The organism is Massilia sp. H6 (genome assembly GCF_024802625.1).
Lineage (GTDB): Bacteria > Pseudomonadota > Gammaproteobacteria > Burkholderiales > Burkholderiaceae_D > Telluria.
In genome coordinates, this window is sequence record NZ_CP103371.1 from 810,818 (window position 1) to 825,929 (window position 15,112).

Annotated in this window: 13 protein-coding genes; 6 read left to right on the plus strand and 7 right to left on the minus strand. The window is 65.4% G+C overall.

Translation table 11 applies throughout. The annotated features are described in order from the left end of the window. Nucleotides 1–69 precede the first annotated feature (69 nt). The 3 genes from NRS07_RS03615 to NRS07_RS03625 are packed head-to-tail and all read right to left on the minus strand — an operon-like array spanning nt 70 to nt 1,766. A complete protein-coding gene (locus tag NRS07_RS03615; RefSeq protein WP_259211283.1) occupies nt 70–393 on the minus strand; it encodes a hypothetical protein in 324 nt (107 codons plus the stop codon). Beyond that, on the minus strand, nt 390–1,220 hold the full coding sequence (locus NRS07_RS03620) for a hypothetical protein (protein ID WP_259211284.1): 831 nt from the start codon (nt 1,218–1,220) through the stop codon (nt 390–392). Before NRS07_RS03620 ends, NRS07_RS03615 begins: the two co-directional genes overlap by 4 nt. A 6-nt stretch (nt 1,221–1,226) precedes the next feature. Then, nucleotides 1,227–1,766, minus strand: coding sequence for a DUF882 domain-containing protein (locus tag NRS07_RS03625; RefSeq protein ID WP_259211285.1), 540 nt, complete (start codon nt 1,764–1,766; stop codon nt 1,227–1,229). A gap of 135 nt (nt 1,767–1,901) precedes the next feature. Here NRS07_RS03625 and NRS07_RS03630 point away from each other — a divergent pair, with 135 nt between their 5' ends. Together NRS07_RS03630 and NRS07_RS03635 are read left to right on the plus strand one after the other, a co-directional pair. Continuing rightward, the gene (locus NRS07_RS03630) at nt 1,902–3,080 is read left to right on the plus strand and encodes a PQQ-dependent sugar dehydrogenase (RefSeq protein WP_259211286.1); all 1,179 of its coding nucleotides are present in this window, start codon (nt 1,902–1,904) and stop codon (nt 3,078–3,080) included. A gap of 111 nt (nt 3,081–3,191) precedes the next feature. Beyond that, nucleotides 3,192–5,963: a pitrilysin family protein gene (locus NRS07_RS03635; RefSeq protein WP_259211287.1), complete on the plus strand. Its 2,772-nt coding sequence runs from the start codon at nt 3,192–3,194 to the stop codon at nt 5,961–5,963. Nucleotides 5,964–6,011: 48 nt separating this feature from the next. Here NRS07_RS03635 and NRS07_RS03640 read toward each other — a convergent pair whose 3' ends face one another. Both NRS07_RS03640 and NRS07_RS03645 read right to left on the minus strand, forming a co-directional pair. Then, nucleotides 6,012–7,082 carry a serine hydrolase gene (locus tag NRS07_RS03640; protein WP_259211288.1) on the minus strand — a complete coding sequence of 357 codons (1,071 nt, stop codon included), beginning with the start codon at nt 7,080–7,082 and terminating at the stop codon, nt 6,012–6,014. Between the two features lie 86 nt (nt 7,083–7,168). Beyond that, nucleotides 7,169–8,155: an LLM class flavin-dependent oxidoreductase gene (locus tag NRS07_RS03645; RefSeq protein WP_259211289.1), complete on the minus strand. Its 987-nt coding sequence runs from the start codon at nt 8,153–8,155 to the stop codon at nt 7,169–7,171. 193 nt (nt 8,156–8,348) lie between these two features. Here NRS07_RS03645 and NRS07_RS03650 point away from each other — a divergent pair, with 193 nt between their 5' ends. Next, a complete protein-coding gene (locus NRS07_RS03650; protein WP_259211291.1) occupies nt 8,349–9,053 on the plus strand; it encodes a hypothetical protein in 705 nt (234 codons plus the stop codon). A 98-nt stretch (nt 9,054–9,151) separates the two neighbouring features. Here the strand turns inward: NRS07_RS03650 and NRS07_RS03655 are convergent, their stop codons facing one another. Then, entirely contained in the window at nt 9,152–10,753 is a 1,602-nt protein-coding gene (locus NRS07_RS03655) for an FAD-dependent oxidoreductase (protein WP_259211292.1), read from the minus strand. A 245-nt stretch (nt 10,754–10,998) separates the two neighbouring features. Here NRS07_RS03655 and NRS07_RS03660 point away from each other — a divergent pair, with 245 nt between their 5' ends. After that, entirely contained in the window at nt 10,999–12,378 is a 1,380-nt protein-coding gene (locus tag NRS07_RS03660) for an HD-GYP domain-containing protein (RefSeq protein WP_259211293.1), read from the plus strand. Between the two features lie 16 nt (nt 12,379–12,394). Here the strand turns inward: NRS07_RS03660 and NRS07_RS03665 are convergent, their stop codons facing one another. Then, nucleotides 12,395–13,036, minus strand: a complete 642-nt coding sequence (locus NRS07_RS03665) for a choice-of-anchor J family PEP-CTERM protein (protein ID WP_259211294.1) — start codon at nt 13,034–13,036, stop codon at nt 12,395–12,397. 342 nt (nt 13,037–13,378) lie between these two features. Between NRS07_RS03665 and NRS07_RS03670 the strand changes: the two genes are divergently transcribed. Further along, the gene (locus tag NRS07_RS03670; RefSeq protein WP_259211295.1) at nt 13,379–13,915 is read left to right on the plus strand and encodes a DUF2058 domain-containing protein; all 537 of its coding nucleotides are present in this window, start codon (nt 13,379–13,381) and stop codon (nt 13,913–13,915) included. Nucleotides 13,916–14,073: 158 nt separating this feature from the next. Continuing rightward, nucleotides 14,074–15,054 carry a MerR family transcriptional regulator gene (locus NRS07_RS03675; protein WP_259211296.1) on the plus strand — a complete coding sequence of 327 codons (981 nt, stop codon included), beginning with the start codon at nt 14,074–14,076 and terminating at the stop codon, nt 15,052–15,054. The last annotated feature ends 58 nt before the right edge of the window (nt 15,055–15,112 follow it).

The window sequence follows — 15,112 nt, forward strand, 5'->3', positions numbered from 1 at the left end:
CGTTGAATTCACCCATTGTGCCAGCGAGCGCCTGCCAGCCACGCACGACTGGCTATCGGCAAGGCTGTGTCAGGGCAGGGCAGGCGCCCGCGTGCGGGTCTTGGTGACGATGCCGGACGGGTGAATGAGCACCACGAATTCGCCGAAGCGCCCGCCGCCGGCAGGGGTCTGGTACAACCATGTTTCAAAGCCGCTATCGAACACCACATTCTTGGTCGGGCCGAACGCGGCCAGCAGCTGCGCCTTGGTGGTGGTGCCCGGAACGATGGCTTGCTGTAGCCGTTCTTGCGCGACCTGGGTGCCGGGCGGCGCGGGCGTGCCGGCGCAGCCGAGGAGCAATAGCGCCACCGATAGCGACGCCAGCAGGGGCGCCAGGCGCAGACTGGCGGTCATGGCGCGTCCTCCATATAGGTGAACTCGACCAGCGTGTCGTCTGGCCAGGATGCATCCCAGATCGGCGCGTAGAAGGTGCGGTCGAGCATGACCTGGCAATCGCAGTATTGCAGGTCGGCCCTGGAAAGCTCGCCGCCTGCATACAGCATCTTGAACGGCAGCGTCTCGACCCGCTCGCCCGCGCGCAAGCTCACGGCGAAGATCGGGCGCTCGGCGAAGAACAGGTAATTGCCATCGGGGCTACCACAGACCTGCTCGGGCGAATTCAGCGCATTGGTGACCCAGGCGAATAGCGGCGAACTGTTGGAGACCAGGCCGGCTTCGACGCCGACCCGGCATTCCAGGCGCAGGTCGCCAAGGCGCCGGGTGCCGGCCGGCAGGCCGGGGGTCACGATCAGGGCGCGCCAGGTCATGCTGGTGGTCTTGCGGTTGGCCAGCACGGCGGCGTTCTCGCGCAGCGCCGCATCGACCCGCGGCAGGACAAAGCTGTTGTCTGCGGCGACCGGCACCGGAACGCTGACGCTGTCGCCGGCCACGCGCAGGGTGATGCCGCGCATGTCCACGGTAGGCAGGCGCGGCAGGAGTTGAAAACGCAGGGAAGCGTTCGGCGCCAGGGCACGCTCGCGCTCGAAACGCTCTACGGCCTTGATCATTTTTCTGTACGATTTATCGACCGGATCACGGGTGGATTTCACCGTGACGGTCGCGGCCTGCCCGGCGGCATGCGCCGGACCGGCAACAAGGCTGGCCAGGAAGGCCAGCGTCGCCAACAAGAAGGGGCTGGCCAGACAGGCCAGTTGCCGGGGCACGCAGGATGCACGCCGCATGATTGTTTACCAGGAACGGACGCGGCCGGTGTCCAGGTGGACGAATTGCGAGTCGGGATAGTAGCCGACGCCGCCGCCCTTGATCGACATTGCAGCGCGTTGCAGCATCTTGAGGTCTTTGCCGGGAATGCGGATGTCGATCGCCTTGGCTTCCATATGCAGGCTGCGCTTGGCCACGCCGCCACTGGCGGCTTGCAGCTTGGCGTTCGATTCCGGCGACCGATAGCCCGAAATGATGTGCAATTCCCTGTTGTTGCCCATTTTCGCATTGACGGTGGTCAGCAGCAGCAAGAGTTCCGGATCCATGTCGGCAATCTTGTTGGTGCGGTGGTCGCGCAACACCTTGTTGATGTCTTGCAGTGCATCCGGAACAAACTGGCCTTCGGCCCAGAACACGCTGTTCAGCTTTTCGCCGGTATGCGTGTTATACAGGCGCAGTGTATGCTCGCCCGGGGCTGCCTGTGCTGTCTTGGCAAATGCCGGAATGCTGAGGGTGGGTGCTGCGAGGAAAATAGAAGACTTCAGGAAAGCTCGGCGTGGCATCATCGGATGGGATCCTTATGGTGGGGTCGCTCAAATGTGAATTCTACGCCTTTTGTGCTTAACGTGCAGACAAAATGAAGCAAAACGCGGCTAATAAGCTACGATATTAACTAAATGACCAATCTAGGGAGATATTTCATGACGAGTAGCCAACGCATTCCTGCGCGCGCGCTGATTTCCGTTGTCACCTTGTTTACTGTGTTCTCGGGGCCGGTCGCGGCGCAGCCGGTAACGCCGGTCGACGAGCCGCCCGCAGCCAAGGGCTGGCGTCTCGACACCGTGGTCGGCGGCCTGCCGCAACCCTGGGGCATGGCCTGGCTGGCGGACGGTCGGATGCTGGTCACCGGAAAGAAAGGCACGCTGCACCTGGTCAAGGGCAAGCGCGTCGACGAGATCGCCATCGAGAGCCTGCCGGCGCTGTTCACTGGCGGCCAGGGCGGCCTGCTCGATATTGCCGTGCACCCGCATGACCGGGGCGCCAACCCACGGGTCTACATGACGATGGCCAGCGGTACGCAGGAAGACAACCGTACCGTGCTGGTGCAGGGTGTGTTTGACGGCAAGCGCGTGCATGGCGTGAAAACCCTCTTTACCGCCTCGCCGTCCAAGAGCGGCGGCCAGCATTTCGGCTCGCGCATCCTGTTCCTGAAAGACGGCACCATCTTGATGAGTATCGGCGATGGCGGCAATCCGCCCCAGCGGGTGGGCAGCATGCTGGCGCGCGAGCAGGCCCAGAACCTTGGCAGCCATTACGGCGCCGTGTTGCACCTGGGCGCCGACGGCAAGCCGGCCGCGGGCAATCCGCTGGCCGGGCAGCAGGGCGCGTTGCCAGAACTGTGGAGCATTGGCCACCGCAACATCCAGGGCATGGCAGTCGACCTGCAAAGCGGCCGCGTCTGGGCCAGCGAGCATGGCCCGCGCGGCGGCGACGAGATCAACCTGATCGAAGGCGGCAAGAACTATGGCTGGCCGCTGCAGAGCTATGGCCTTGACTACAGCAGCCGCGAACCGGTCGGCACCAGGACCGTGCCGGGCATGGTGCAGCCAATCGTGGTGTGGTCGCCATCGCCGGCGCCATCGGGCCTGGTTTATTACACCGGCAAGGCCTTCCCGGCCTGGCGCGGCAGCCTGTTCAGCGGCAGCCTGGCCGGCCAGGATGTGCGCCGCGTGGCGCTCGACGCCCACGGCAAGGTGACCCGCCAGGAAAAGCTTGCCATCGGCAAGCGGGTGCGCGACGTGCGCCAGGGCCCGGACGGGCATCTGTATGTGCTGACCGACGAGGCCAAGGGCAGCGTATTGAGGATCATGCCCAAGTAACTGGCCCAGGCATGGATTTGAACGGTTCCATGCACCTGACATTGTTGCAATCGAAAAAGCTGCCTAGAATGCTCTTTCCATCCGTCCCGGATGATTCACAGGAGGAGCAGCATGGCAGCATCCGTTCGCAATCTCACGCTGGTCGCGGCGCTGGCGCTGGTCACCAGCATGCCGGTGCTGCATGCGGCCCCGGCGAAGCAAGCCACCACGCCGGATATCCCGATCCCCGACATCCCGTACACCAAGTTCGTTCTCAAGAACGGCCTGACGGTGCTGGTGCATCAAGACCACAAGACCCCGGTGGTCGCGATCAACACCTGGTACCACGTCGGCTCGAAGAACGAAAAGGCCGGCAAGACCGGCTTCGCCCACCTGTTCGAGCACCTGATGTTCAGTGGCAGCGACAACTTCAAGAAGACCTATCTCAACGCGATGGAAGGAATCGGTGCGACGGATCTGAACGGCACCACCAACCAGGACCGCACCAACTATTTCCAGAACGTGCCGACTTCGATGCTGGACTATGCGCTGTTCGCCGAGAGCGACCGCATGGGGCACCTGCTCGGCACGGTCGACAAGAAAAAGCTCGACCTGCAGCGCGGCGTGGTGCAGAACGAGAAGCGCCAGCGCGAGAACCAGCCCTACGGCGTGGCCTACGAGCTGTTGGTGAACAACACCTACCCGGTCGGCCACCCGTACTCCTGGACCGTGATCGGCAAGATGGAAGACCTGGACGCGGCCTCGATGACGGACGTGCAGGACTGGTTCAAGACCAACTACGGCCCGAATAACACGGTGCTGGTGCTGTCCGGCGACATCACGCCGGAGGTGGCGCGCCAAAAGGTCGAGCAGTATTACGGCCACATTCCTCCGGGGCCGCCGCTGGCCAAGCACGCAGCTTGGATCGCCAAGCGCACCGGCAGCCACCGCACCACCGTGCAGGACCGGGTGCCGCAGTCGCGCATCTACCGCACCTGGAATGTCCCGGGCGCGCACACGCCCGAAGAAGCGCAGCTCGACCTGGCGGCGCTGGTGCTGGGCGGGGGCAAGACCTCGCGCCTGTACAAGCGCCTGGTGTACAAGGACCAGCTGGCCACCAGTGCGACCGCGAGCGACGATGCGGCCGAGATCGGCGGCCAGTTCGACCTGACCCTGACCGCGCGCCCCGGCGCCGACGTGGCCAAAATGGAGCGCGCAGCGGACGAAGAATTGCGCGCGCTAATGAAGAACGGCCCGCTTGAATCAGAACTGCGCCTGGCCAAGACCACCATCCTGGCCCAGTACACCCGCATGATCGAGCGGGTCGGCGGCTTTGGCGGCAAGAGCGATTTGCTGGCCTCGTGCACTACCTATACCGGCAACCCCGATTGCTACAAGGTCTACCTGCAGCGCATCAAGGATGCGACCCCGGCCAGCGTGAAAAAGGCCATGAACGACTGGCTCAGCGACGGCGACTTCGTGCTGCAGGTCGATCCCTACCCGACTACCCTGACAGCGAGCGCCGCGCCCGACCGCAGCCAGGAGCCGGCGCTCGGCAAGCCGATGGCGCTCAAGCTGCCCGAGATGCAGAAAACCACGCTGTCGAACGGCCTGAAGGTCGTGCTGGCGGAGCGCCACGATGCACCGGTGGTCAACGTGCAACTGCTGGTCGATAGCGGCTACGCGTCCGACGCGCGCGAGAAACCGGGTGTGGCCAGCCTGGCGCTGCGCATGCTCGAAGAAGGCACCAAGACCCGCAAGTCGCTGGAAATCGGCGAAGAATTCGCGGGCCTGGGCGCGCAGTTCAGCACCGGCACCAACCTCGACAGCGCGTTCGTCACCATGAACACGCTCAAGGCCACGCTGCCGCAGTCGCTTGCGGTGTACTCGGACCTGGTGCTCAATCCGGCCTTTCCGCAGAACGAATTCACCCGCCTGCAGAAAGACCGGCTGGCCGCGATCCAGCGTGAGAAAACCGTGCCGCAGCTGATGGCGCTGCGCGTACTGCCAGGCCTGCTGTACGGCAAGGACCATGTGTACGCCAAGCCATTCACCGGCACCGGCACCGAAGAAGCGGTCCAGCGCATGACCCGCGACGACCTGGCGAACTACCATGCCACCTGGTTCAAGCCGAACAACGCAACCTTGCTGGTGGTGGGCGACACCACGCTGGCCGAGATCAAGCCGATGCTGGAGAAATCCTTCGCGGCCTGGAAAGCCGGCGAGGTGCCGAAGAAGGTGCTGGCCACGGTGGCGCCGCGGGAAAAAAGCGTGGTCTACCTGATGGACCGTCCGGGCGCGCTGCAAAGCGTGATCGTCGGTGCCCAGCTGGCGCCGCCGCGCAACAGCCCGGAATCGCTGCCGCTGGACATCGTCAACGACGTTTTCGGGGGCACCTTCAGCTCGCGCATCAACATGAACCTGCGTGAAGACAAACACTGGTCATACGGCGTGTCGAGCCAACTGTCGCCGGCGATCGGCCAGCGTCCTTTCATGAGCGTCTCGCCGGTGCAAACCGACAAGACTCGCGAAGCGATGCAGGAACTCTTGCTTGAATACCGCAACATCGCCGGCGGCAAGCCGATCACGGACGCTGAGCTCAAAGGCGCACTCGACAACAACACGCTGGGCTTGCCGGGCAGCTTCGAAACCGCCAACCAGCTCACCAGTGCCTACAACAACATCGTGCAATACGGCTTGCCGGACGACTACTACAACACCTTTACCGAAAAGGCGCTGTCCCTGACGCCTCAGCAAGCCAACGCGCTGGCCGCCCGCAGCTTCACGCCGGAACGCCTGGTGTGGATCGTGGTGGGTGACCTGAGCAAGATCGAAGCGGGAATTCGCTCGCTCAATGTCGGCGAAGTGCGCAGAATCGATGTGAATGGAAATGTCGTGAACTAAGAGCAGTGCGTGGCCGGCCTGGCTGGCCGGCCACGCTGGCAAGGGCGGCTAGTCAAGCGCCTGCATCAGCGCCGTCGCCATCCTGGCTTGCTCCGCCTGCGGCATGTCGGTGTTGTTAAGCAGAACTACCGCGCGGCCATCGGCCGGGTCGTAGGCCAGCAAGGTCTTGTAGCCGCCAAAGGCGCCCGTATGCCAGGCAAGGGAGCGGGCGCCTTGTTTCGTGGTGAAGGTCTTCACGCGCGAGCCCAGCGCATAGTCTTGCGCGGCCACCTGGACGGTGGACAGCGCGCGCCGCCCCTTATCCGAGAGCAGCTTGGTGAAATAGACGGTGTCGGCAATCGCCACCAGGTCGCGCGCGGTGCTGTACAGGGTGCCGCTGGCCGCCAGCATCGGCGGCGCGGTCGGTACCTTGCGTCCGCCGGCGGCGTCATAGGCGACCGCCATGCCAACCGAATCTTCGTAGCCGGTGGCGCCGAAGCTGGTGTCGCGCACGCCGGCCGGGGCCAGCACCAGTTCTTCCACGGTTTCGGTGAACGGCTCGCCGGTGGCGCGCTCGACCACGGCCGCGACCAGCACCCAGTTGGTCGCCGCATCGTCCCACTTGGTGCCGGCCGCGCCCGGGGTGCCAACCCCGAAGCGCAGCGCCGCTTCGACCGGACCGACCTCGAGGTGGTCGATTTCCTTGTCTTTTTTCATCGCCTCGGACAGGCCGTTGGGAATGCCGCTGCGGTTCGACATCAGCTGGCGCAACGTGACCGCGCCATTGGCGGCCGGCAATTGCGGCAGATGGCGCGCGATCGGCGCGTCCAGGTCGAGCTTGCCCATGTCGGCCAGTCGCAGCACGGCCACGGCCGTGATCCACCGACTGATCCCGCCGACCATGAAGCGGGTGTCCCTGGTGTTGGCCTGCGCTTCCTCGCGCAGGGCCAGGCCACTGGCGCGCGGCACCAGCGGCGCATGCAGATCCTTGCGCACGGCGACCACGCCGCTATAGTCTTGCGGCACATGGCGCTCGATCAGGGGGGCGGTGGTGAGTCTGGCAACTGCGGCGCAGCCCGACAGGGTAGCGAGGGCGACAACGAGCGCGGCGGGCGCGAGCAGGGAAAGGCGGATGGACATGGGTGCTCCTGGTAAGTACACGGGGGCATTGTAGCCGCCCGCGCCAGCGCACCGCCGCAGGCGTGCGTGCTGGCGAACCGGGCGCCTCAGCCCTTGCGCCGGATGTCTGCCGTGATCTCGTAGGCGCGCAGGCGCGCCGCGTGGTCGAATACCTGCGAGGTGATCATGAGCTCGTCGGCGCCGGTGCGTGCAATGAAGGCGCGCAGCTCGGTGTCTACCGTCGCCGGCGAGCCGATCGCGCTGCATGAGAGCACGCTGTCGAGCATCATGCGCTCGGCCGTGCCGAGCTGTTCGAGGTAGCCCGGCAGCGGGGGCTGCAGCTTGCCCGGGCGGCCGGTACGCAGGCTCACGAACGCCTGCTGCATCGAGGTGGCCAGCAGCTGCGCCTCGGCGTCGGTCTCGGCGGCGAACACGTTAAAGCCAAGCATGACGTAGGGCTTGTCGAGCTGCGCGGACGGGCGGAAAGTAGAGCGGTAGAGCTCGATCGCCTGCATCATCATCTGTGGCGCGAAATGCGAGGCGAACGCGTAGGGCAGACCGAGCGCGGCGGCCAGCTGGGCGCCGAACAGGCTCGACCCAAGGATCCAGACCGGTACCTCCAGGCCCGCACCCGGCACTGCCCGTACCTGGCGGCGCGGGGCATCGGCGAAATAATCCAACAGTTCGACGACGTCCTGGGGGAATTCGTCGGCGCTTGACTCCAGGTTGCGGCGCAGCGCGCGCGCGGTGACGTGGTCGGAACCGGGCGCGCGGCCCAGGCCGAGGTCTATGCGGCCCGGAAACAGCGATGCCAGCGTGCCGAACTGCTCGGCGATCACCAGCGGCGAATGGTTGGGCAGCATGATGCCGCCGGCGCCGACCCGGATGGTCGAGGTGCCGGCCGCCACATGGCCGATCAGCACCGCGGTGGCGGCGCTGGCGATGCCCGGCATGCCGTGGTGTTCGGCCAGCCAGAAGCGGTTGTAGCCCCAGCGTTCGCCGTGCTGCGCGAGATCTAGTGAGCACTGGAATGATGTTGCCGCATCGCTGCCTTCGACGATGGGAGAGAGGTCGAGTATCGAGAGTGGGATCATGCGGCGATGATACGCCGATGTGCATATCCGCGTGCGGGAGGCTCCGAAGCGCGGCGCACAGCACGCGCATATCTTGCCTGTAGGCTAACGTGCGCCTGTGTATGTACAGGCTCACTACACTCGGACTCCTATCGCGATATCTCATTGATATTGTTGAGCATTTCGCCCCGAAGCTACATTCCAGGAGATCGACATGAAGATGAACAAGCTACTGAAAGGCCTGTTGGGTGCGTCCGTTGCCACTGCCATGCTCGCTGCCACGACCGTCCATGCGCAATCGAGTGGAACTGCCGGCCAGGCCGGTACCACGTCGGGGACCGGCACCAGCGCCGGCACCGCCCATAGCGGCAGCATGAACGACCAGAGCAGCGGCAGCTCGTCGGCAAGCGCCACCGGCAGCCCGCAGCACCATGACATGAAGCACAGCAAGAAAGACAAGGATCACAGAAGCTCGGGTCACATGCACGGCGCCAGCGGTACCAGCGGCGCCAGCGGCGACACCAGTGGCGCAGCCGGTTCAGGCACCTGGAGCGGCAGCACCGGTTCGACCGGCGCCACCGGCGCCATCGGAGCGACTAGTGGCAGCGGCCAGGCCGACTGGGGCAGCTCGGGTGTCGAGGCCGGACGGACCAGTACCGGTGCATCGAGCGAACCGCCACCGCGCAGCGCGTGGGGCAGCAGCGGGGCCTCCGGATCGACCGGGTCGACGGAAACGACCGGCACCACGGACAGCACCGGAACCACCGGAACCACCGGAACCAGCGGAACCAGCGAGTCGGTGGACGATAGCGGCGCGACCGGCACGATGGACGAAAGCGGCCGCAGCGGTACCACCGGCACCACCGGCACCACCGATACGGATACCAAGAGCACCGGCGGCACCGGCCGCGGCTACTGACTTAACAGTTTCCCCCTGACGCGGCCCGGGTGGGCCGCGTGCGACACCGGCCTGCGGGCCGGTGTCGTCGTTTTTTGGGAGCGCCAGCCGCGCATGGCTCACCGTGCATGACGTCCGCGCAGGCCCGCGCGCGGCGATCGCGGCGGCAGGCCGCCATCGAGCAGCTCGATCTTTTCGAGTGGCGCGGGTGCCGGGCCATGCAGCACCTGGCCTTGAATGTCGAAGCGCGACGCGTGGCAGGGGCAGTCCCACGAACGCTCGGCCGAGTTCCAGTGCACCGCACAGCCCAGGTGGGTGCACCTGGCCGACACCGCGTGCAGAGCGCCCTGGGCGTCGCGGTACACCGCGATCTTGCGCAGGCCGTCGCGCACCACCGCGCCTTCGCCGGCCGCGATTTCCTGGACCGAGTCGACATCGCCCCCGGTCAGCCATTCGCCGTAGCGGGCCAGCGTATTGGCCTGCTCCGCGGCGAAATCGGCCAACCCGTGCACCGGCTTGCGCGCCGGGTCGTACAGCGCCTCCCATGGGTGGTCTCGGCCGGCGATCAGGTCGGTGATGAGCATCGCGCCGATGGTGCAATGGGTAATGCCATTGCCCGAGTCGCCGGTGATCAGGTAGACGTTGTCGTCGTCCATCGGGTTGCGGCCGAGGTAGGGCAGGCCGTCGGCGGGTTCCATTACCTCGCCCGACCAGCGGTAGGCAAGGTCCTGCGCGGCCGGGAAATGCGCGCGGGCCCAGCGCTCGATCTGGTCGTAGCGGTGTTCGGGGTGGTCGTCCTGGCCGGTCTTGTGGTCGGCGCCGCCCACGACCAGAATGTCGTGATCGCCCGCCGCATCGGGTGTCTCGAGGCGCACGTAGTAATACGGGTCGCCGGTATCCCAGAGCAGGATGCGCGGCAGCGCGCCGCGCGGCACGCGCAGGCCTACCACATAGGTGCGGTAGCCGGCCTGCTTGGTATGCATCACCACGCGGTCGTTGAAGGGCGTGTGCGTGGCCAGCACCACCGCGCGTGCGCGCACCTCGCCGTGTTCGGTGGAGACGGTTTGCTGCTGCTGGTCGCCGCGCACCCGGCACGCGTGGGTGGCGCCGAACACCCGGCCGCCAAGGCGCTCGATGGCGCGCGCCAGGCCTGCCAGGTAGTGCAGCGGATGAAACTGCGCCTGGTTCGCGAAGCGCACGGCAGGACCCGAATCGAAGGGCAGGCCGGGCACGCGCGGCAGCAGCTCGACCGCCACGCCGGCGCGTCTGGCGCAGTGGTATTCGTGCTCGAGGTTGCGCAGCTTATTGCCGGGCAGGGCGTACAGATAGCCGTCGACGCGCTCGAACTTGCAGTCGATATGCTCGTCGGCCTTGAGCATGGCGGCTATCGACTCGACCAGGCCGATCGCGCGCGCATGGCTGTCGGCCACCAAGCGGGCATTGCCGGGACCGAACTTGTGCTCGATGGCGGCGTACCACTCGTCGGGCGGGAACAGGTGGGCGCTGCTGCGCCCGGTCTCGCCGGCGCCGATGCCGAGCGCGTCGATCACGACAACGCGGCGCCCCTCGCGGGCCAGCAGGTAGGCGGTGCTCAAGCCGGCGATGCCGGCGCCGATCACGCACACATCGGTATCGAGGTCGCCGGGCAGCGGGGGGCAGGGGGGCAGCACCGCGCTGTCGAGCCATACCGAGAGCGAAGCGCCGTTCGTGGTAGCAGACATGTCGTCGTCCTTTCTGTGCAGGGCGCCGTACGCCGGCGCGTGCAAGGCAGTGCGGCCCGGAAGAGAGCCTGTATGCACAGTCTACTGTGACGAACAAAAGGCCGGAGCACGATGGCCAGCGCGGCGGCAGCTTGCGAAGGTTTGTGGCGGCTTTGCCGCAGCCGTAAGCAATTCCAGCCAGGCGGCGAACTTTCCTGAAAAATGTGGCGTAGAATCAATTTAAATTACATACAGGAATTTTTGCAATGGTTAACGTCACCGGCCACATTCAGCCGTCCCCCAGCGCCATGAAGCTTTCCGAACTGATCGGGGCGCTGAGCTACGCGCTCGACATCACCGAGGGCCAGCCCGACGGCCATTGCGTGCGCTGCTGCTGGATCGGCATGCACATCGGCCGGGCCGCCGGATTGCCCGAGCACCAGCTGTGGGAGCTCTATTACACGCTGCTGCTCAAGGACCTGGGCTGCAGCAGCAATGCGGCGCGCATTTGCGAGCTGTACCTGACCGACGACCTGCAATTCAAGCGCGATTTCAAGACCGTGGGCGACAGCCTGCCGCAGGTGCTGTCGTTCGTGCTGACCCATACCGGCCTGAAAGCCGGCCTGGCCGAGCGCTTTCGCAGCGTAATGACGATACTGCGCGACGGTCCGGCGATTGCCCAGAGCCTGGTCGCTACGCGCTGCCAGCGCGGCGCCGAGATTGCCCGGCTGCTGCGCTTCTCCGAAGGCGTGGCTGCCGGCATCTATTCGCTCGACGAGCATTTCAATGGCAAGGGCAAGCCGCAGGCACTGGCCGGGGAGGACATTCCGATCTACGCGCGCATCGCGCTGATGGCCCAGGTGATCGACGTGTTCAATACGTCGTCGGGACGCGACAGCGCGCTGGAAGAAGTGCGCGGCCGCGCCGGCAGCTGGTTCGACCCACGGCTGGTGGCGGCGCTTGAGCAGGTAGCGGCGGCGCCTGCCTTCTGGGACATGCTGGCAGCACCTGCCATCGACCAGGCCGTGTTTGCGCTGGAGCCAGCCGGACACGAGGTGGCGCTCGACGACGACTATCTCGACGACATTGCCACCGCCTTCGGCCAGGTGGTCGACGCCAAGAGCCCCTACACCAGCGGCCACAGCGCGCGCGTGGCGCTGTACACGGACATGATCGCGGAAGAGCTGGGCATGGACGCGCGGCAGCGCCGTTGGCTCAAGCGCGGAGCGCTGCTGCACGACGTGGGCAAGCTGGGCGTCAGCAACAGCGTGCTGGACAAGGCGGGCTCGCTCGACCGCGACGAATGGGACGCGGTCAAGCAGCATGCGCACTTCACGGAAACGATCCTGGGCCGTATCAATGCATTCGCGGGCCTGGCCAAGATCGCCGGTGCGCACCACGAGCGCCTGGACGGCACCGGCTATCCGCGCGGCCTGAGCGGGGACGCGATCGGCCTCGAAACCCGCATCATCACCACCGCCGACATCTTCGATGCGATCACGGCCGAGCGTCCCTACCGCGGTGCGATTCCCGTGCAGCAGGCCCTGGCCATGATGGAAAAAACCGTCGGCAGCGCACTCGATGCGGACTGCTTCGAGGCGCTGAAGACGGCGGTGGCGCGGGTGCCGCTGCAGGCGGCGGCTTAGCCCGGCGGGGTAGAACTCAGCGGCGGCGGCGCGCCAGCGACAGGCCGGCCAGGCCGAGCCCGAAAATCAGTAGGCTAGCCGGCTCGGGCACCTCGGCATCCTCGACCGACTGGATCAGCAGCGTGTCGAGGCCGACGTAGTCCGAGGTGAGCTGCGGCTGCCGATGGACGAATCCGAGCCGTCCGTTGCCAGCCCGGGCACCGATCGTGATGGTGTACAGGGTCCATTCGTTAGGCGGGGTTGCGACCATCTCGGCGATGAAATCCATCGGCTCGGTGCTGCCCTCGGTATAGCCATAGATGACGATATCGCCGAAGCCGGGCGTGTTGGCGCTGCGCAGGTAGAAGGTAGCGACCGCACCGTTTTCCAGCGAGAACAGTGGCGTGAACAGGCGGTTGTCGATCAGGCCGCCCTCGGCGGCCGCGTTAAAGTCGGACACGATATACGAATTGGGCGGCCCCGACTGCGCTTCGAACACATCCGGATTGCCCTGCACCCAGCCTGGCGCCGGGCCGGGCGGGATGCTCTGGTTGTCGAACACCCAGCCCTGGCCTGGCAGGGCGCTGACATCGTTAAAATCTTCCTGCAGCAAGATGCCGGCCTGAGCGAAGCCCATCGTGGACAGGAATGACAGGGCAATGAGCAGTGTCTTGATCATGTATCGCCTCCGTGTTGAGTTATAAGGGAATTCATCCGAGAAATTCGTCGCTGGCGCTGTCGCCTGTGAGCTTGATCGCAACTACTCAAGCACAGAGCGTGCCAACACGCTAAAGTATTGATTTAACTAATAAATAGCATATTGACTATTAGCAAATATTGTAAATATGTAAAATTTGTCGACAACCTCGATGGGAGCCGTAGGCGTCCTGATTGTCCAATGGCTTGACTATTGCTGAGCCATGGCGGGCGTTGCCGTTGTCCACGCCGGGCGCGGTTTGCTATGCTAGCGGCTTGACGCGGGCCGGCAGCGTGCGGGCCGGCATACGAAGGAGCAGGAACTATGGTGTCGCTGGCGGAGCAATTGCTCAAAGCAGGTCTGGTGGACAAGAAGAAAGTCCAGAAAGTCACCCAGGACAAGACCAAGCAGAAGAAGATCGAACGCCGTACCGGCGCCGAATCGGTAAACGAATCGCGCGAGGCCGCGCTTGAGTTGCAACGCAAGAATGCCGAACGGGCGCGCGAGCTTAATGCGCAGCGCGACGCAGCCGCCCGGCAAAAAGCGGTGGTAGCGCAAATTGCGCAGCTGGTGCATATCAACCGGCAGCCGCGCGGCGCTGGCGACATCGCCTACAACTTCACGCACGGCAGCAAGATCGAGCGGATCCATGTCTCGGCCACTGTCCAGAAACATCTGGTTGCCGGGCGCCTGGCGATTGTGTTCCTGAACGGGACCTACGAACTGGTTCCAAAGGTCATCGCCGCCAAGATCGCCGAGCGCGACCCTGCGATCGTGATCCAGGTAAAGCAAACCAGCAGCGAGATCGACGCCGACGATCCTTACGCCGATTACCAGATTCCGGACGACTTCACCTGGTAAGCCCGCCGGCTGTGGCAAGCGTGTGTTCTTTTGCCGTTCCGGATGCGGGCGTCATGGTTCTTGCGCTACACTGAAGGCCGTCTCGCATTTGTCGCGGGACATGTCCATAATTTACTGGTTCAGCGGCGGGTCAAGCGAGCGGCGATATGAAAATCGACATGAACGAACAGCGGGAAGCGACACACCAGGGCCAGGGCCAGCGTCAGGTGACCTATCGTAGTGGCGTGGCGGCGCGGCTGGCCGGCCTGCCAGTAGAAACGCTACGGGTATGGGAGCGGCGCTATGCGCTGTCGGACACCCAGCGCTCGCCGCATGGGCAGCGCCTGTATACCGCCGAGCAGGTCCGGCGCCTGAGCCTGCTAAAGCAGCTGGTCGACCTGGGGCATCCGATCGGCGTCCTGGCCGACCTGCCGGTTGAACGGATCGAAGAAATGATAGCGCCCGACCTTGCGCGCGCGGCCGACGCGAGCGGACCGATGCGCGTTCTGGTGGTCGGCGACGGCCTGGCGCGGCGCATTGCGGCGAGCGGGCGCGATGGCCGGGCATTGCAGGTGCAGCGCCATTGCGCGCGTCTCGATGGCGTCGCGGCGTTCGCTGACGGCCAGGCGCTGGATGTGCTGCTGATCGAAGCTTCTGAGCTCAACGACGATTTGCTGCCCCAGATCGCGGCTGCGCGCGCCATCGCGCGCGCCACCGCAGTGGTGGTGCTGTACCGGTTCTGCGGCAGTGCGACCATCCGCGCGCTGCGCGAGCAGGGTTGCCTGGTGGCGCGCGTGCCCGCCGAAGTCGGCGAACTGGTGCTGCTGTGCCGGTCCGCGCTGGCCGGTCAAGGGCTGCCGGCCCCCGAGCCGTCCGGCGAACAGATCGCGCCGCGCCGCTTCGACGACGAGATGCTGGCCACCATCACCGCCGCCGGCAACCGCATGTCCTGCGAATGTCCGCGCCACCTGTCGGATATCCTGATGATGGTTGGCAGCTTCGAGCGTTACAGTGCCCAGTGCGCATCGCGCAACCAGGAAGACGCACGCCTGCACCACGAGCTCGGCGTGGCCGCGGCACGGGCGCGCATGGTGCTCGAAAACGCAATGGAGCGGCTGGTGCTGGCCGAAGGTTTGCCACTGCCGAACAAGGCCGCCTAGGCGACCAACTCGATGCAGCACCGCAACTAGCCTGGTTCGCTGACTAACGATCCTGCCG